Genomic DNA, 18,180 nt, shown 5'->3' on the forward strand with positions numbered 1-18,180 from the left:
CGCCACACGGAACAGGCGGCATTTATTGGGTTTTGTATTCAGGACGAGGAAAGGCGATGGCGTGTTGATTGCCATTGTTCGCTTGAAAAGCGGTTGATGAGGTCTTCGCGGTGTCCATGTCGATACTCTCTTGCTCCCTGATGAGTCAAAATTAGCGCGATTCCTATGCAATTACCAGCGTATGGCCAGCACTGGCCGCACCTCGCTCTGGCAGGCATTCAATCTCCTGGCTTGACTGTGTTTCAACGTCGTTGCCTCAACCGTATGCCGCCCTGCAATCGGGGCGGAACGATGTCAGTCAGTGCAAGCCGGTATTCGACGCATGGCAATGAGGTATCGGTTGCTTTGGTTTTTCGTACAAAAAACGACCAGAATGCACGGGCCCAAATCCCGTTTACGCGGGCGAGTAGCGCAGGGCTGGCGGGAAAAAGGTGCTCGCGGTGTCTGAGCGAAGCGAGTTTGCGAGTGCCCCCGTCAGACCGAGCAACGCAGCGTACCCGAAGGGCCGCGTAATCGGGTGCCCGGGGGATTGCTAAGGGGGGCCGGGCAAGCGGCCCCCCTTGGCTCGCCGTGATGGCGAAAGGCGAACGGCCGGTCTGCACATCAATCAGCCAGGTAGCATCGTTCAGAGGTATGGATGTTGGCAGGTATGGACGCGGAGCGTCCAGGGCTGCGTTCCCACGCGGAGCGTGGGAACGATCAGACGGTCAGGGGCGGGATGAGGCTGGTAGTGGGTTGGACGCGGAGCGTCCAGGGCTGCATTCCCACGCTGGAGCGTGGGAACGATCAGTGTGCGATCAAGCTAGCATTAGCGCCTCAATCCCGCGCCGGGATTTCCAGACCGCGCTGGACGGCGGGCCGGGCGAGGAACGCGTCATACACTCGGCGCACCTGGGTAAAGTTCTCGAACTCGACCAATGGCCCCGCCTCGTAGAACTCCAGCATCCCGCGAATCCACGGAAACACCGCGATGTCGGCAATGCTGTACTGGCCGCCCATGATCCAGTCCTTGCCTTCCAGCTGTTTGTCGAGCGCCCCGAGCAGACGCTTGGTTTCATCGATATAGCGCTGACGCGGGCGCTGGTCTTCCACGTCTTTGCCGTCGAATTTCACGAAGTAGCCCAACTGGCCGAACATCGGGCCGATGCCGCCGACCTGGAACAGCAGCCACTGGATGCAGTGGTAGCGCTCGGCCGGGTCCTTGGGAATCAGTTGCCCGCTCTTGTCGGCGAGATAAAGCAGGATGGCGCCGGACTCGAAGAGGGCCAGCGGTTGCCCGTGGGGACCGTTGGGGTCCAGAATCGCTGGAATCTTGTTGTTGGGGCTGACCGAGAGAAATTCCGCGCTATGCTGATCTTTCTTGTCGAAGCTGACCAGGTGCGGCTCATAGGCCAGTTCGATTTCCTCCAGCATGATGGAGGCTTTGACGCCGTTGGGCGTGGGCAGCGAATACAGCTGCAGGCGTTCGGGATGCGTGGCCGGCCACTTTTCGGTGACGGCATAACTGGAAAGATTGGACATGTTGCCTCCGTGAGAGTGGAGAAAGAACGGCAGACCAGTCTGGCAGGCGCAGGTGACAGAATCTAGCGAGGTGACGCGCTGCCTTGTGGCTGCCGGCGGGTCATCCGGATGTAACCCTGATAAGCTTTTTGAGTCTATACCCAGGCAACTTGTTCAATTTCGGAGGTGAAAAGTGCAGAACTGGAACGACGTGATGGCCCGTGCTGCCAATGGCAACCCGGAACCGGAACAACGCGTGAGCAAGAGCGATGCCGAATGGCGCGAGCAGCTGAGTGACGAGCAGTATCGGGTCACCCGGCAGGCCGGTACCGAGCGGGCCTTCAGCTCGGAGATGTGCAGTCTGTTCGAGCCGGGTATTTATGCCTGTGTGTGCTGCGGCACCGAGCTGTTTGACGCCAGCCACAAGTTCGAATCGCACAGTGGCTGGCCGTCGTTTACCCAGCCGCTGCAGGATAACGCTATCGCTTACCATGCCGATAACAGCCATGGCATGCAGCGCGTGGAAACCACCTGCAACGTCTGCGATGCGCACCTGGGGCACGTTTTCCCGGATGGCCCGCCGCCGACTGGCCTGCGCTTCTGCATGAACGCGGCCGCGCTGCAAAAGGCGCGCTGAATCGCCTCGCTGGGCGCCCGATTATGCGGCGTCCAGCACCGGGTGTTCCCTAGATGGCGTCCATTACATTGCGTCACTGTCCTGGCGATGTTCGTAGGTGGCGTTCAGGCGGTAGGCCAGGTACTCGGCGCAGCTGATCGGCGGATACTTGGGCGGCTCGTTCGGCATGATGTCGCGCGGGTCGACCATGGCGTCGGGGTCCACTTCCAGGAAGAAGGCAATCGAGTAGCGCTCCTGCTCCGGTGGGCGCACCCGGTGGGGCGTGGAGACGTAGGTATCGTTGCTCCAGCGCATCAGACAATCACCAATATTGCACACGAAAGCGCCGGGAATATGCGGCGCCTCTATCCATTTGCCCTGGCGGGTGGCGACCTGTAGCCCGGCGACCTTGTCGGTGGCCAGCAGGGTCACGTTGCCATAGTCGGTGTGCGCGCCGGCGCCGCCATCTTCCCGTTCGATCTGACCGGCGCTGGCCGGGTAGCGCAGCATGCGCAGGGTGGCGATGGGCGACTGCAGGCGGGAGTCGAAGAAGTCTTCGCGCAGACCCAGATCGATACTGAAGCCGCGATGAATCAACCGGCCCAGGTTGAGGCAGGCGTCGAAGTAGCTCAGGGTCGCGTCGCGCCAGCCATCAATGGGCGGCCAGAAGTTGACCCCGCGAAACGGCTTGCCGGCAACCACCTCAGGATGATCCTCGGGAAAGTCGGTGCCGATGTTGAAGGCTTCTTTCATGTCGGCGCCGGCTTCGGGGTTGAGCTTTTCGTCGGCCATGGCGACGTAGCCGCGGTTGTGCGGAGACAGCTTGATCGACAGCGGCTGTTTGGCCTCAAGCGGCAGGGCAAAGAACGCCTTGGCATTGGCGAAGGCGCCCTGCATGACGGCGTCCGGGATGCCGTGATCAATGGCGTAAAAGAAGCCGACTTCGCGGCAGGCCTTGCCGAGCTCGGCGGCGGTGGCGGCGCGCACGGCGGGGTCGGCGCTGTTCAGTCCCGCGACGGAAATGATGGGTAATGAGGTCATGTCATCTGCTCCGGTTAAAGCATTGCTGTGCGCAGGTGGGAAATATCCCGACACTGCTGAAATAGCGCCAGGCCTTGCTGCTGGGCCTCGGCAATCAATTTTGCCTCGCTGACGCGGGTGGCGCGGCCATCGGCAATCAACTGGCGGCCATCCACCCAGACCGCCGCCACGTTCTGGCTGCCAGCGGCAAACACCAGGTTCCACAACAGGTTGCCGCCGCTGTTGGTCAGTTCCGCAGGCGTCAGGTTGGGGCTGGCCAGATCGAGCAGCAGCAGGTCGGCCTGCTTGCCCACCTCCAGCGAGCCGATACGGTCACCCAGGCCCAGCGCGCGGGCGCCATTGATGGTGGCCATGCGCAGCATCTGGTCAGCCGGAAGCACGGTGGCGTCGAGCCGCGTGGCCTTCTGAATCAGCGAGGCGAACTTCATCTCCTCGAACAGGCTCAGGCTGTTGTTGCACACCGGGCCGTCGGTGCCCAGGCCCAGGGTGATGCCAGCGGCCAGCATCTCGGGCACGCGGGCCACGCCGCTGGCCAGCTTGGCGTTGCTGATCGGGCAGTGGGCGATGGACGTGCCGGTATCGGCGATGCGTTTGATCTCGTCATCGTTCAGCCACACGCAATGCGCCAGCAGGGTGCGCTCGCCAAGAATGCCGTAGTGGTCCAGCTGGGCAATCGAGCGGCGGCCAAAGTGCGCGCTCACGGCGTCGTCCTCTTCCTTCTGCTCGCAGGCGTGGGTGTGAATGCCCACGCCATATTCGGCCTGGCATTCCAGCGCTTCGCGGTAGGCATCAGGGGTGCAGTAGAACAGGTGTTCCAGCCCCATCCACACCTGAATGCGGCCGCTCTGGCTGTTGTGATGGCTGTGGATCAGGGCGCGGTTCTCGGCGCGGGTGGCGAAGAAGTCCTTGCCGGGCTCGTCGGCCACGTAAGGCGCGAGATTGACCCGAATGCCGACCTCGTCCGCCGCCTCGGCGCAGCGGTGCATGAAGCGGTACATGTCCATCACGCAGGTGGTGCCGCTCTTCAGCGCTTCCAGGTAGCACAGCCGGGCTGAATGGTAGGCGTACTCCTCGGTCAGCGCGCGGTGCTCCAGTTGGTAATAGGGCAGCCAGTCCATCAGCTGCATGTTCTCGGTCACTCCGCGCATCAGGCTGGAGTGCGAATGGGCGTCGATCAGCCCCGGCAACAGCGCATGGCCGCTGGCGTCGATGGTCGGGATACCCGGGGGAATGATCAGCTGATCACTGGGGCCGACGGCGCTGATGCGGCCGTCTTCAACAATCAGGGTGCCCCGGGGGATGACCCGGTTTTGGGGGTCTACGGTGAAAATGGCTGCATCGCGCAGCGCAAACTGGCTCATCTGTACCTCGGCGGTCAGGAGCGCGGCGGGCTCAGAGGCTGTCCGGCTGTAACACTATGGGTTGGGTTAGGGTAACGGGGTTGCCATTGTCGCCGCAGCGCCGGCGGATTGCTACCGGGGCCGCGGCGGCAAGGCGCGTACCGCTCATTTTTTTGGCGGCTCCAGGCCGCAGCCGCGCAGTATCACTTCGATGAGGAAGTTGGCGGCGTGGTCAAAGTCCTTCTTCTCATACTCGGCCTTGTTCTCGACCATCAGAATCTGCACCTGGAAGTCGGAGTAGTGCTGGGTTGAGGACCAGATCAGAAAGATCAGCTGCACCGGATCAACCGGCGCCATGCGGCCCTGATCGATCCATTGCTGCATGACGCCCGCGCGGCCGCGTACCCACTCGCGCATGTTGGTGCGCAGGTGGGTCATCAGAAAAGGTGCGCCCTGGATGATCTCCATGGCGAACAGGCGCGAGGCCAGGGGGTGGGTTCGTGAGGTTTCCACCTTGGTGCGAATGAAGGCGGCGATCGCTTCGGCGGGATCATCGTCTACGGTCACGCTGGAGAACAGGGTGTTCCAGCGTGCAAGAATGTCGTCGAACATGGCGGCATATATCTTCTTCTTGTTGCTGAAGTAGTACAGCACGTTCGATTTGGGCAGTTCGGCACGTTCGGCAATGTTCTGGATGGTGGCGCCGCGAAAACCGTGCAGGGCAAATTCCTGCTCCGCTGCGGCCAGAATCAACTCGTGGTTGCGCTCACGAATCTTTCCGGGTCGGTAGGTCTTGGATTTGGCAGTGGCGGTGGTCATCAATCCTGTCTTCCGTGCAAGGGGCGTACGACAAGTGACTGCCCGGCCTACGCCGGGCAGTCGGTCTGGCTCAGAAGTGCCATTTCACCAGGGCGCTGACGGCGCTCTCGGTGTCCATCACTTCGTCGTTCAGGCCGTACTTGTTGTTCCAGTAAGAGTACTCGATACCGGCGTACAGCACCTTCGGCGCGTTGAAGTAGTTACCCACGTCCAGCTTGAGCTGCGGGTTGAAGTGGAAGTCGGACTTGTGGTCGTCTTCCGCGGTAGACCAGTCGATGTAGCCGTCGAACAGAATACGGGTAGCGCCGAATTCCATGGGCATGCCCCAAACCACGGTGGTCTGGTAGTCGTCATCGGTTTCGCTGTTCCACACGCGGTAGAAGCGGGTAGATACATACTGGAAGCCAGGCACGTTCCAGTCGATCCCTGGGCCGACCATGAAGTTGTTAACGTCGGTGCCGCCGCCCATTTCGTACTGACCGGACAGAGTGAAGTCCTTGATCCAGCCGCCAGCAGTGCTCAGGTCATTGCCGGTGGCCCAACCCAGGCTCAGGTTGGGTGCAAATTCGCCGTACAGATCGTCGGAGTCAGCGTCCTTGCCGTGGCCCTGGTTGCGGTCAACGAAGAAGAAGGTGCTGCCCCAGTTGTGGCCGGTGGCGTTTTCGAAGGTAAAGAAGGTATCGGTGCGCTTCTGCGGACCAAAGGCCTGGTAGTCATCGCTGTACAGGATCGAGATGCTGGAGTCAGACCAGAACTTCTCGGCGTGTGCTGCAGGGACGAACGCGGCTGCGATGCAGGCGCCGATCAGGGTTTTACGCATTGTGCTCATGTAATGCTCCTAATAATCCAAGATATGGTTTTGATTGGCATAGTGGGTGTTACTGGTTATTTACTCGGCCTATAAGGTTGGCCGATTGATAGCGGTGTGTTGAGCCGCGTCCGGGTGGGATTCCAGGACAGCAGCACAAGCACCAGAATGGTGACCACATAGGGCAGCATTGCCAGCAGCTCGGTCGAGCTCTGCCAGCCGAGGCCCTGCAGTACCAGATGCAGGATGCTGGCGGCGCCGAACAGGTAGGCCCCCAGCAGTACGCGTTCGGGTTTCCAGGTGGCGAAAACCACCAGTGCCAGCGCGATCCAGCCGCGCCCGGCAGTCATGTTCTCGGTCCACATCGGGGTGTAGGCCAGCGACAGGTAGGCGCCAGCGAGGCCAGCCATAGCGCCGCCAAAGGCGACCGCCAGATAGCGCACGGGCAAAACCTTGAGGCCATTGGCATTGGCCGCTTCGGGTGATTCGCCCACCGCGCGCAGAATCAGGCCGCCGCGGCTGTAATGCAGAAAGCAGTAGACCAGCACGAACAGCAGCAGCGAGGCGTACACCAGCAGGTCCTGAGTAAAGAGCACCTTGCCGATCACCGGGATGTCGGACAGCAGCGGAATGGCGATCTTGTCGAAGCCATCAATCGCCTGGCCGACGTAACCGGCGCCAACGAAGGAGCTCAGGCCCACCCCGAAGATGGTCAGCGCCAAACCGGCGGCGTACTGATTGGCTGCCAGGGTGACCGCCATCAGCGCAAAGAGCATCGACATCAGCACCCCGCCGAGCATGGCCGCCAGCACGCCAATGGCCAGGCTGCCGGAGGTGACGGCGGCGATGAAGCCGATCACCGCACCCATCAGCATCATGCCTTCCTGGCCCAGGTTGAGCACGCCGGAGCGCTCACATACCAGTTCGCCCAGGGCGACCAGCAGCAGCGGTGTGCCGGCCACAACAGTGGCGGCCAGTACGTTGGTAATCAGAACGGCGTCCATCTCAAGCCTCCCCGGCGCTGGCCGCGGGGGCGCGGCGAATACGAATGCGGTAATGAATGAAGGCGTCGCAGGTCAGCAGATAGAACAGCAGCAGCCCCTGGAACAGTCCGGTGATGGCCTTGGGCAGGTTCATCGCAATCTGCAGCATCTCGCCGCCCATGAAGGTCAGCGCCAGCAGCGCCGCTGCGAGAATAATGCCCACCGCCTGCATACGGCCCAGAAACACCACGATGATCGCGGTGTAGCCATAGCCGGGCGACACCTGCGGTACCAGTTGACCGAGGGGGCCGGTCACCTCGCTGGCGCCGGCCAGCCCGGCCAGGCCACCGGCCAGAATGAAGGCCAGCAGGGTCAGGCGTTTGGCCGGGAAGCCGGCAAAGGCGGCGGCGCGTTCATCCTGCCCCAGGACCTTGAGCTGGAAGCCGATGAAGGTGCGGGCAAAGAGCACGCCCACAGCCACGGCCGCCAACAAGGCAAACAACAGGCCGATGTGCAGGCGGGTATCAGGGATCAGCTTGGGCAGCAGCGCCGCGGCGGCAAACATCTCCGATTGCGGAAAGCCGAAGCCGTAGGGGTCTTTCAATGGCCCATGCACCGCGTATATCAGCAGGTTCAGCGCGATGTAGTTGAGCATGATGGTGGTGAGGATTTCATTGCAGTGAAACTGCGTCTTCAGCACCCCTGCCAGCAAGGCCCAGAGTGCACCGGCAATAATCCCGGCCAGTAGCACCACGGGCAGCACCCAGACACCGCTCTGCGAGCTGAGCTGCAGCGCGGCCACGCTGGCCCACAGCGAGCCCATGAGAAAGTGACCCTCGGCGCCGATGTTCCAGATCCGGGCGCGGTAGCAGATGGTCAGGCCTGCGGCGCAGAGCAGCAGTGGCGCCATCTTCAGGCCCAGCTCGGCCCAGCCGTGCGAATCGCTCAGCGGTGTGAGAAAGAAGAAGGTCAGACCTTCGATTGGGTCTTTGCCGAGCGCCATGAACATGAACAGCCCGGTTATCACGGTAAGAATCAGTGCCAGCAGCGGGGAAGCCCATTGCATGGCGCGGGAGTCGACGGCGCGACGCTCAAGCGACAGCATGCTTGGTCTCCGTGTTGGTAGCAGTGGCAGCGTGGAAATCGCCGGCCATCCATTGGCCAAGTTTTTCGATGGTGAGGTCGCCAGTGGGAACCAGCGGTGACAGCTTGCCGGCGCAGATCGCGCCCATGCGGCCACAGAGCTGGAACAGTTCATCCAGATCTTCGGAGATCAGCAGTACGGCGGCGCCCTGGTTACGCAGTTTGACCAGCGCCTCGTGAATCGCCACGGCGGAGCCAACGTCGACGCCCCAGGTCGGATGCGAGGCGACCAGCAGCTTGGGCTGCTGCAGCGCTTCACGTCCGATGATGAATTTCTGCAGGTTACCGCCCGACAGGCTGGTGGCCTGGCTGTCGATGCTGGCGGTGCGCACGCCAAACTGCTCGACCACGCGGCTGGCATAGTCACGCACCTTACCAAGACCCACCCAGCCCTTGCGAGTCAGGCCCTGGCCGTAGGCCGTCAGCAGGCTGTTGTCGACCAGCGACATGGACGGCACGGCGCCGCGGCCCAGGCGCTCTTCGGGCACCACGGCCACGCCGAGCTTGCGGCGCACGGCCGGGCCGGCGTCGCCAATGTGCATGCCCTGCAATTGCAGGCTCTGGTTGGTTACCTTGATCTCACCGGACAGCGCACGCAGCAGTTCATCCTGACCGTTGCCGGCAACGCCGGCGATGCCGACGATCTCGCCGGCGCGCAGGTTCATGCAAATGTCCTGCAAACTGGTGCCGAAGGGGTCGCGGGTCTGGTAGTTGAGGTTGTCGACCTGCAGCAGCAACTCGCCGGGCTCGTGCGGGTCTACCTGAGTAGACAGCGGCGTCTCGTTGCCGACCATCATGCGCGCGATATCGTCGGTGGTGATTTCGCCCGGATTACACTCACCGGTCACCCGCCCCTGGCGCAGCACGGTGGCGCGATGACAGAGGTCGCGCACTTCCTGCAACTTGTGGCTGATAAACAGGATGCTGCAGCCTTCCTGCGAGAGTTGGCGCAGGGTGCGAAACAGCACCTGGACTTCCTGCGGGGTCAGCACCGAGGTGGGCTCGTCGAGAATCAGCAACGAGCTATCCTGTATCAGACAGCGGACGATTTCCACGCGCTGACGCTCGCCAATCGACAGCGTATTGACGAACCGCCGTGGGTCGAGCGCCATGCCGTAGTGCTCGGAGACCTCGCGGATGCGCGCATCCAGTTTGGCGCGGTCGCGGGCCTGGGCGGCCGGCAGGCTCAGCGCGATGTTCTCTGCGACGGTCAGGGTTTCGAATAGCGAAAAGTGCTGGAATACCATGCCGATACCCAGTTCACGGGCATGGGCCGGACCTTGCAAGGTGAGCGGGTGCCCATTCCAGGTCAGGGTGCCGGCATCAGGCTGGATCACCCCGTAGATGATCTTCATCAGGGTGCTCTTGCCCGCGCCATTCTCGCCCAGCAGGGCATGTATTTCACCGGCCTGGACCGAGAGGTGCACAGCGTCGTTGGCCCGACAGCCGGGGTACTCCTTGACGATGTTCTCGAGTCTCAAGCGTTCTGCGGTTGCCATCCAGCATCCTCAATTAGAATAAACTGACCAATCAATCAACATTTTGTCTGTGAGCAATTTGCTTGCCAAAAGCAGGAAAATATTAAAATTCATATTTTCAGACTAGTTGGTCAAGTTTTTGCAAAACCAACGCATAGCCTGCACAGGCGCTGTAGCGGCCCTGTGACAGAACGTCCGCCGGAAACCGGCGAATACTGGATAGCGCGGAGATGACAGTGATTGAGTTCTATCTGAATGGGCAGCCGCAAAAACTTGACCAGACTGACCCAAACCTGAGCATTTTAGACTGGTTGCGCACCAAAATGCGGCTTAACGGTACAAAAGAAGGCTGCGCCTCGGGTGATTGTGGCGCTTGCACTGTGCTGCTGGGCGACCTGGACGCGGCTGGCGAGTGGCAATATGCCGCCATGAACAGCTGTATTGGTCTGGTCGGCGCTCTGCACGGCAAGCATCTGATTACGGTAGAAGCCTTGCAGCAGGAACCGGCACACCCGGTGCAGACCGCCATGGTGGAATGCAACGGCTCGCAGTGCGGCTTCTGTACCCCGGGCATTGTGATGTCGCTGGTGGGCCTGCATCAGCAGGTCGCGACGGCAGGACAGCCCGCGACCGCGCACCGGTTGATGGAGGCCCTGGCCGGCAATCTGTGTCGCTGCACCGGTTATCGACCGATTGTGGAAGCTGGCGCCCGCACTCTGGTCGACAGCGTGCAGCAGTGGGACGGCAATGCGGTTTTCAGCCCGGCGCCGACGCCTGCCTTTATGGCCGCGCGCGAGCGCGCCGCCGTGCTGCAGGATGAGGCAGGCAACAGCTTCACTGCGCCGCTTTCGCTCGCGGACCTGCGCGCGCTCTTGGCAGCAAAGCCACAGGCGCGACTGGTCGCCGGCAGTACCGATCTGGCGCTGGAGATGACCCAGCAACTGAAAACCCTGCCGCAGCTGATTTCCGTCGAGCAGGTGGCCGAGCTGCGCGCGCTGCAACAGGACGAACAAAACCTGACCATCGGGTCGGCCCTGAGCTATGTCGAGTTCGGCCCGCTGCTCAATCAGTACTGGCCGGCGTTCGCGCCCATGCTGGAACGCCTGGGTTCGCTGCAAATTCGTAACCGCGGCACCCTGGGCGGCAACATCGGCAACGCCTCACCGATTGGCGACATGCCGCCGCCGTTGATTGCGCTGGGCGCCGAGGTGCAGCTGGACGGCGCGCAAGGCAGCCGCTGGCTGGCGCTGGAAGACTTCTTTCTGGATTACAAGAAAACCGCTCTGCAACCCGGCGAATTTATCCGCGCGGTGCGCGTAGCCAAGCCGGCGGCCAACGAGCGGCTGTTTATCTACAAGATCTCCAAACGCCTGGATGACGATATCTCTGCCGTACTGGCGGCCTTCTGGCTGCGCTTGGAGGGCGAGCAGATCGCCGACTGCCGTCTGGCCTACGGCGGTATGGCCGGCATTCCCAAGCGTGCGCGCAACGCCGAGGCAGCGCTGCGCGGTCAGGCCTTTGACGAGCCGGCGGTCACTGCCGCAGCCAGCGCGCTGGCGCAGGATTTCACCCCCATGTCGGATGTGCGCGCCTCTGCTGCCTACCGACAGCAAGTGGCCGGCAATCTGCTGCGCCGTGCCCTGTATGAACACCGCGCGCCCACCAGCGGCGGCGCTGCATTGATGGTGACCGACTATGCGTAAGCTACCCCGCGATATCTCCCGCCAGAGCGGCCAGGCCGTCGGCATTGCCGGCCAGAGCGCCTTGCACGACAGCGCCTGGCTGCACGTGCGCGGCCAGGCCCGCTACATCGACGATCTACGCGAGCCGGAAGGCCTGCTGCACGCGGCCGTCGGCCATAGCGAAAAGGCCCATGCCCGCATCCTGAGCATGGATCTGAGCGCCGTACGCGCCTATCCCGGCGTAGTCGCCGTGATTACCCTGGCCGACGTACCCGGGCACACGGACATCGGCCCGGTATTCCCCGGCGATCCGGTGCTGGCCAGCGAGCTGGTCGAGCACATCGGCCAGCCGATCTTCGCCGTCGCGGCCACCAGCCACACCGCAGCGCGCAAGGCGGCCCGTTTGGCGAAAGTGGAATACGAAACCCTGCCGGCGATTCTGAATGCCCGCGAGGCGCTGGGTAAGTCCTTCTTCGTGCGGCCCAGCCACACCCAACAGCGTGGCGATCCGGATCAGGCGCTGGCCGCTGCGCCACATCGCCTGCAGGGCGAGATCAACGTGGGCGGCCAGGAGCACTTCTATCTCGAAAGTCAGGTCGCGCTGGTGGAGCCGCTCGAAGACGGCGGCATGTTTGTGCACACCTCCAGCCAGCATCCCTCTGAGGTGCAGAAGCTGGTGGCCGAAGTGCTCGGCCTGCCGATTCACTCGGTGCAGGCCGAGGTGCGGCGCATGGGCGGCGGCTTTGGTGGCAAGGAGACCCAGGCCGCCGCGCTGGGCTGCGTAGCCGCGTTGTTGGCGCACGTCACCGGCAAGCCGGTGAAATACCGCCTGTCGCGCCCGGACGATATGGTGCAGACCGGCAAGCGCCACGACTTTTTCAACACTTACGACATCGGCTTTGATGATCAGGGCCTGATCCAGGGCGCCGAGATCATGGTCGCCGGCCGCTGCGGCTTCTCGCCCGACCTGTCCAACGCCATTGTCGAGCGCGCCATGTTCCACTCTGATAATGGCTATTACCTGGATCAGGCGCGCGTCACCGGCCATTGCTGCAAGACCCACACGGTCTCCAACACCGCCTTCCGCGGTTTTGGCGGGCCGCAGGGCATGATGGTGATCGAGCAGGCGGTGGATGACATTGCCCGCCACCTGCAGCTCGACCCGCTGGATGTGCGCAAGCGCAATCTCTACCGCCCCGGCCGCGATACCACCCATTACGGTCAGGTGATAGAGCAGCATATCCTGCCGGAACTGGTGGCGCAGCTGGAGGCCAGCTCGGATTACCGCACCCGGCGCGAGGAGATCACCGCGTTCAACCGGCAGAGCCCGATTCTCAAGCGCGGGCTGGCGCTGACGCCGGTCAAGTTCGGTATTTCCTTTACCGCCAAGCATCTGAATCAGGCCGGCGCGCTGGTGCTGATCTATACCGACGGCAGCCTGCATGTGAACCACGGCGGCACCGAGATGGGCCAGGGCCTGTATATCAAGATCGCCCAGGTGGTCGCGGCGGCCTTCCAGGTGGACGTGGACAAGGTCAAGGTCTCGGCCACGCGCACCGACAAGGTGCCCAATACCTCGCCTACCGCCGCCTCTTCCGGCTCCGACCTCAACGGCATGGCGGCGCTGGATGCCTGCGAGAAGATCAAGGCCGGTCTGGTGGCCTTTGCCGCCGACCACTATGGCTGCAAGCCCGAGCAGGTACGTTTCGAGAACAATCAGGTGGTTGCCGGTGACGAGCGGCTGGGCTGGGCCGAGTTTGTGCAGAAGGCCTACATGAACCGCGTGTCGCTGTCTTCCAGCGGTTTCTACGCCACCCCGAAGATCTATTACGACCATGCCACCGGCCAGGGCCACCCCTTCCTCTACTACGCCAACGGCGCGGCCTGCTCCGAGGTGGTATTGGATACCCTGACCGGTGAGTACCGCGTGGTGCGCACCGACATCCTGCACGACGTCGGGCAGTCGCTGAACCCGGCTATCGACATCGGCCAGATCGAAGGCGGCTTTGTGCAGGGCATGGGCTGGCTGACCACCGAAGAGCTGGTCTATAACGAACAGGGTCGACTGATGACCACCGGACCCGCCACCTACAAGATTCCGGCGGTGAGCGACACGCCGCCCGATCTGCGCGTCAACCTGCTGCCGGCCAGCCCCAACCGTGAGGCCACGGTGTTCCGTTCCAAGGCCGTGGGCGAGCCACCTTTGATGCTCGGTATCGCGGTGTGGAGCGCCCTGCGGGATGCCGTCGCCAGCCTGAATGACTACCGCTACAGTCCGCCGCTGGATACCCCGGCCACGCCCGAGCGTATGCTCGCGGCGGTGACCGCAGCACGCGCCTGGGCCGGCGCCGAGCAGGAGGCCGTGTAATGGACAAGCGCATGCTCTGGTATGAAGCCGTGGCCGACTGCGAGCGCCGCGGTGAGCCCTATGTGCTGGTGACCGTGGTTGGCGTCGCTGGCTCGGTGCCGCGTGAGCCTTCGAGCAAGATGGTGGTTACCGGCGAATATACCTTCGACACCATTGGCGGCGGTCATCTGGAATACCTGGTGACAGCGCGGGCCCGCGAGCAATTGGCGGCGGCGCGCTATGAGACCCAGTTGGAGCACTTTCCGTTGGGCGCCAGTCTGGGCCAATGCTGCGGCGGCAGCGTTTCAGTGCTGCTGGAAGGTCAGCGTGGCAGCGATGCACGCCTGGTGGTATTCGGCGCCGGCCATGTGGCCCAGGCGCTGATGGCCATCGTGGGGCAGCTGCCGTGGCAGGTGACCTGGGTAGATTCCCGCGCCGAGAGCTTCCCGGCGGAGATACCGGCCAACGTGCGCCGGCATCACAGCGATGACCCGGTGGCCGACGTCGCCGAGCTGTGCGCCGACAGCCACGTGCTGATCCTGACGCATAACCATCAACTGGACTACGACCTGTGCCGCGCCTTGCTGAATGCCGGCCATGCCGCCAGCGTCGGCTTGATCGGCTCGCAGACCAAGGCCGAGCGTTTCCGCCAGCGGCTGCAGCATCGGGGTTACAGCGAGTCGCAGATCAGCAGTATCCGCTGCCCGGTCGGACGCTCCGATGTCCCCGGCAAGCGGCCCATGGAGGTTGCGGTCTCGATCAGCGCCGAGCTGCTCAGCCTGGCAGCGCAAGCGCAGCCGCGCGCTACCCGTCGCGGCGTCAGCTGGCCCGCGCTGCGTGACCTGATGAAGCAGGGAGAGGCCGCCGAGGCCAGCCCCAACACCCCGCCCGTGGAGGCGAAATGACTCTGCAAGAACTGAACACACTGCCAGCGGCTGAGGCCCTCACCCTGTTTCGCGACTGCTGCGCCGCCGATGCCTGGGCCCAGCCCATGGTCGATTCACGCCCCTACGCCTCGGCCGAAGCCCTGCACGGTACCGCCCGCGCGCTCTGGCCCAACCTGCACGAGACCGACTGGCTGGTGGCCTTTGAGGCACACCCCAAGATCGGCGATATCAAGAGTCTGAAGGCCAAGTACGCCAGCACCGAGGCGCTGGCCAGTGGCGAGCAATCGGGTGCGCGGGTTGCGCCTGAGGATGTTCTGCAGCGCCTGAAGGACGGCAACGATGCCTACCTCAAGAAATTCGGCTTCATCTTCATCGTCTGCGCCACCGGCAAAAGCGCCGAGCAGATGCTGGAGCTACTGCATCAACGCCTGCCCAACACCCGCGAAGAGGAAATCCGCATCGCCGCTGCGGAGCAGGCCAAGATCACCCATATTCGTTTGGATAAACTGCTATGAGCACCAAGAGTCCGATTACCACCCATATTCTGGATCTCGGCGGCGGCTGCCCTGCTGCCGGCGTCGCCATTACCCTGGAGATGCAAACCGACAGCGGCTGGCAAACCCTCGCCAGCGCCAGCACCGATGCCGACGGCCGGGTGCTGAGCGGCTTTGGCGAGAACGCCCCGGCGGGCGTTTACCGGCTGACCTTCGATACCGAGGGCTACTACGCGCGTCAGGGGCTGGAATGCTTCTACCCGGCCGTAACCATCGCCTTCAAGCTGACCGATACCACCGCCCATTACCACGTGCCGCTGCTGCTGAACCAGTGGGGCTACTCGACTTACCGGGGGAGCTGATGCCCAATACCCACCATACTGCGGCGCCCTTCCCGGCCGGCTGCACAGCCTTTCGCGGCCCACTGTTGCACTTTATCAAGGAGCCGGGCCTGAACGCGCCCGACCCGAGCGCCCATGAATATCACGCCGATGGCATGCTGGTGGTTGGCGAGGGCCGCGTGCTGGCCTTCGACGCCGCCAGCGAGCTACTGCCGCGCCTTCCGGCGGGTGCCGAGATTGAGCAATGGCCGGACAGCCTGATCATTCCCGGTCTGATCGACACCCACGTGCACATGCCACAACTGGCGGTGCTGGCGAGTTACGGCACCCAGCTTCTGGAGTGGCTGGAAACCTACACCTTCCCGACCGAGGCGCGCTTTGCCGATGCCGATTGGGCGGCGGATCAATCGCAGCTGTTTCTCGACCTGCTGCTGACCCACGGCACTACCTCGGCGCTGGTGTTCAGCACCTCGCACAAGGTGGCCGCCGAAGCGCTGTTCAGCGCTGCCGATGGCTACAACATGGCAATCACCAGCGGCAAGGTGATGATGGACTGCCACGCCCCCGAAGGCGTGCGCGACACCGCCGAGGCGAGTTATAGCGAGAGCCGGGAGCTGATCGAGCGCTGGCACGGCCAGGGTCGCCAGCGCTACGCCGTTACTCCGCGCTTTGCCGCGACCTCGACCGCGCAGCAGTTGACCTACGCCGGCCAACTGGTCGCCGAATACCCCGACGTACTGATGCAGACCCACTGGGCTGAGAACCACGCCGAGATCGCCTGGATCAAGGAGCTGTTTCCCGAGCGCAGCAGCTATCTGGACGTGTACGACCACTTTGGCCTGCTGGGCGAGCGCAGCGTGCTGGCGCACGGCATTCACATTGATGACGGTGACCGCGCACGGCTGGCGGAAACCGGCACGCGTATCGCCTTTTGCCCCACCTCCAACACCTTTCTGGGCAGCGGCCTGTTCGATCTGGCTAGCGCGCGCGCCGCAGAGGTTGAAGTGGGCCTGGCTACCGATGTGGGCGGCGGCACCAGCCTGTCGATGCTCGCCACCATGGCCGAGGCCTACAAGGTCTGCCAGCTGCGCGGCCAGAGCCTGAACCCGTTTCAGGCCTTCTACATGGCCACCCTGGGCAACGCACGCGTGCTGCACCAGGCGGAAACCACCGGCAACCTGGCGCCCGGTAAATACGCGGACTTTCTGATTCTCGACCGCAGCGCCAGCCCCGCCTTGCGTCTCAAGCATGAGCCCGAGCGCGAGCTGCAGGCGATGCTCTTTGACCTGATGATTCTGGGTGACGACCGGGCCATCCGCCGTACCTACATTGCCGGGCAGTGCCGGTATGACCGCGACAGTGCAAAAGGAGCCGCCCTCAATGCATGCATATCTGGCTGAATGGCTGAGTCTGATCATCCGCTGGTTCCATGTGATCGCCGGCGTAGCCTGGATCGGCGCTTCCTTCTACTTCATCTGGCTCGACAACAACCTGCGCGAGCCGCCGGAGTGGAAAAAACAGAAAGGCATCAAGGGTGACCTCTGGGCCATCCACGGCGGCGGTTTTTACGAGGTAGCCAAATACCACGTGGGCCCCGAGAAAATGCCGGCGCAGCTGCACTGGTTCAAATGGGAGGCCTACAGCACCCTGATGAGCGGCCTGGCGCTGCTGTTTGCGGTCTACTATTTCGGCAACCCCGGCTACCTGATCGACCCGAGCAAGCTGGAGCTGAGCACCTTCGGCGCCATCGTCATCGGCATGGGCACCCTGCTGGGTGTGATGGCGATTTACGAAGCGCTGATTCGCAGCCCGCTGGCCAAACATGGGCTGGCTTTCGGGGTGGTGCTCTTTCTGATTCTGGTGGCGGTGTCCTGGGCGATGTTCCAGGTGTTTGCCGGGCGCGGCGCCTTCATTCACGTGGGCGCGGTGATCGGCACCATCATGGTTGCCAACGTATTTCTCGGCATAGTGCCGGCGCAGCGCGCGCTGGTCAGCGCCGTCGAGCAAGGCCGCAAGCCGGATGATCACGTGGTCATGCTGGCGCAGCGCGCCATGCTGCGTTCACGCCACAACAACTACCTGACGCTGCCGGTCATTTTCATCATGATCAGCAACCATTACCCAATGTTCTACGGCCATCCTTACGGCTGGGCGGTACTGGCGGCGATTGGCGCAATTACCGCTTACGCGCGGCATTTCTTCAACCTGCGCCACCAGCACATCAACAAGCCGTCGATCCTGATCATCAGTGCGCTGGCCACCCTGCTGCTGATCTGGGCGCTGGCGCCCAGCGCTCCCGAGGCGCCGGTGGTCAGCACCAGCGCCGGAGGCGAGCCTGCAGCCGTCACGCCGGTGGCCGATGCCGACATCGAGCAATTGCTGGCTACCCACTGCACCGCCTGCCACGCCACCCAACCGAGCAGCCCGGCCTTCCAAGCCCCTCCGGCGGGCATCATGCTGGAAAACCTGGCGCAACTGAAACAACACAGCGCCAAGGTGCAACAAGCTGCCGTGAATACCCAGTACATGCCGCTGGGCAACATGACCGGCATCACCCCGCAAGAGCGCAGCCTGCTGGGGCAGTGGTTGCGGGAGAACCCCTGAGCCGACGTTGCCGGGACGGCCGTATATGGTCTCCTCCCTCATTGCAAGGCCTCCAGTTTTTGATAACAAGAGCAGGTTGTCTGTCGTATATCCGGCC

16 protein-coding genes are annotated in these 18,180 nt (G+C 63.1%); 8 read left to right on the forward strand and 8 right to left on the reverse strand.

Annotated elements, in window-relative coordinates; genetic code table 11:
• Window positions 1–816 precede the first annotated feature (816 nt).
• Window positions 817–1,521, reverse strand: a complete 705-nt coding sequence (locus V7756_RS17920) for a glutathione binding-like protein (RefSeq protein WP_335611569.1) — start codon at window positions 1,519–1,521, stop codon at window positions 817–819.
• A 193-nt stretch (window positions 1,522–1,714) separates the two neighbouring features.
• On the opposite strand from V7756_RS17920, the gene msrB reads away from it, so the two are divergent.
• Entirely contained in the window at window positions 1,715–2,137 is a 423-nt protein-coding gene (gene msrB / locus V7756_RS17925; protein ID WP_335611583.1) for a peptide-methionine (R)-S-oxide reductase MsrB, read from the forward strand.
• A 63-nt stretch (window positions 2,138–2,200) separates the two neighbouring features.
• Here msrB and V7756_RS17930 read toward each other — a convergent pair whose 3' ends face one another.
• The 7 genes from V7756_RS17930 to V7756_RS17960 all read right to left on the reverse strand — a co-directional run bounded on the left by V7756_RS17930 (window position 2,201) and on the right by V7756_RS17960 (window position 9,749).
• On the reverse strand, window positions 2,201–3,157 hold the full coding sequence (locus V7756_RS17930; protein ID WP_335611570.1) for an isopenicillin N synthase family dioxygenase: 957 nt from the start codon (window positions 3,155–3,157) through the stop codon (window positions 2,201–2,203).
• Window positions 3,158–3,171: 14 nt separating this feature from the next.
• Window positions 3,172–4,518 carry an amidohydrolase family protein gene (locus tag V7756_RS17935; RefSeq protein ID WP_335611571.1) on the reverse strand — a complete coding sequence of 449 codons (1,347 nt, stop codon included), beginning with the start codon at window positions 4,516–4,518 and terminating at the stop codon, window positions 3,172–3,174.
• Window positions 4,519–4,662: 144 nt separating this feature from the next.
• Window positions 4,663–5,316: a TetR/AcrR family transcriptional regulator gene (locus V7756_RS17940; protein ID WP_335611572.1), complete on the reverse strand. Its 654-nt coding sequence runs from the start codon at window positions 5,314–5,316 to the stop codon at window positions 4,663–4,665.
• 70 nt (window positions 5,317–5,386) lie between these two features.
• Window positions 5,387–6,145, reverse strand: a complete 759-nt coding sequence (locus V7756_RS17945) for an outer membrane protein OmpK (protein WP_335611573.1) — start codon at window positions 6,143–6,145, stop codon at window positions 5,387–5,389.
• Between the two features lie 56 nt (window positions 6,146–6,201).
• A complete protein-coding gene (locus V7756_RS17950) occupies window positions 6,202–7,128 on the reverse strand; it encodes an ABC transporter permease (RefSeq protein ID WP_335611574.1) in 927 nt (308 codons plus the stop codon).
• A 1-nt stretch (window position 7,129) separates the two neighbouring features.
• Window positions 7,130–8,212 carry an ABC transporter permease gene (locus tag V7756_RS17955; RefSeq protein WP_335611575.1) on the reverse strand — a complete coding sequence of 361 codons (1,083 nt, stop codon included), beginning with the start codon at window positions 8,210–8,212 and terminating at the stop codon, window positions 7,130–7,132.
• Window positions 8,199–9,749: an ABC transporter ATP-binding protein gene (locus tag V7756_RS17960; protein WP_335611576.1), complete on the reverse strand. Its 1,551-nt coding sequence runs from the start codon at window positions 9,747–9,749 to the stop codon at window positions 8,199–8,201. The genes V7756_RS17955 and V7756_RS17960 overlap by 14 nt, the downstream gene beginning before the upstream one ends.
• A 215-nt stretch (window positions 9,750–9,964) precedes the next feature.
• Here V7756_RS17960 and xdhA point away from each other — a divergent pair, with 215 nt between their 5' ends.
• From xdhA to V7756_RS17995, 7 genes are read left to right on the forward strand one after another with little or no spacing between them, the layout of a single operon-like run.
• Window positions 9,965–11,431, forward strand: a complete 1,467-nt coding sequence (gene xdhA / locus V7756_RS17965) for a xanthine dehydrogenase small subunit (RefSeq protein WP_335611584.1) — start codon at window positions 9,965–9,967, stop codon at window positions 11,429–11,431.
• A complete protein-coding gene (xdhB, locus tag V7756_RS17970) occupies window positions 11,424–13,778 on the forward strand; it encodes a xanthine dehydrogenase molybdopterin binding subunit (RefSeq protein ID WP_335611577.1) in 2,355 nt (784 codons plus the stop codon). Before xdhA ends, xdhB begins: the two co-directional genes overlap by 8 nt.
• Complete coding sequence (xdhC, locus tag V7756_RS17975) at window positions 13,778–14,662, forward strand: xanthine dehydrogenase accessory protein XdhC (protein WP_335611578.1); 885 nt, start codon at window positions 13,778–13,780, stop codon at window positions 14,660–14,662. The genes xdhB and xdhC overlap by 1 nt, the downstream gene beginning before the upstream one ends.
• The gene (gene uraD, locus V7756_RS17980) at window positions 14,659–15,159 is read left to right on the forward strand and encodes a 2-oxo-4-hydroxy-4-carboxy-5-ureidoimidazoline decarboxylase (RefSeq protein WP_335611579.1); all 501 of its coding nucleotides are present in this window, start codon (window positions 14,659–14,661) and stop codon (window positions 15,157–15,159) included. Before xdhC ends, uraD begins: the two co-directional genes overlap by 4 nt.
• Window positions 15,156–15,500, forward strand: a complete 345-nt coding sequence (gene uraH / locus V7756_RS17985; protein ID WP_335611580.1) for a hydroxyisourate hydrolase — start codon at window positions 15,156–15,158, stop codon at window positions 15,498–15,500. The genes uraD and uraH overlap by 4 nt, the downstream gene beginning before the upstream one ends.
• Window positions 15,500–16,879: a guanine deaminase gene (gene guaD, locus V7756_RS17990; protein ID WP_335611581.1), complete on the forward strand. Its 1,380-nt coding sequence runs from the start codon at window positions 15,500–15,502 to the stop codon at window positions 16,877–16,879. The genes uraH and guaD overlap by 1 nt, the downstream gene beginning before the upstream one ends.
• Complete coding sequence (locus V7756_RS17995) at window positions 16,860–18,083, forward strand: urate hydroxylase PuuD (protein WP_335611582.1); 1,224 nt, start codon at window positions 16,860–16,862, stop codon at window positions 18,081–18,083. Before guaD ends, V7756_RS17995 begins: the two co-directional genes overlap by 20 nt.
• Window positions 18,084–18,180: the final 97 nt, after the last annotated feature.

The sequence above is a fragment of the Halopseudomonas sp. genome, assembly GCF_036961105.1.
Taxonomy (GTDB): domain Bacteria; phylum Pseudomonadota; class Gammaproteobacteria; order Pseudomonadales; family Pseudomonadaceae; genus Halopseudomonas.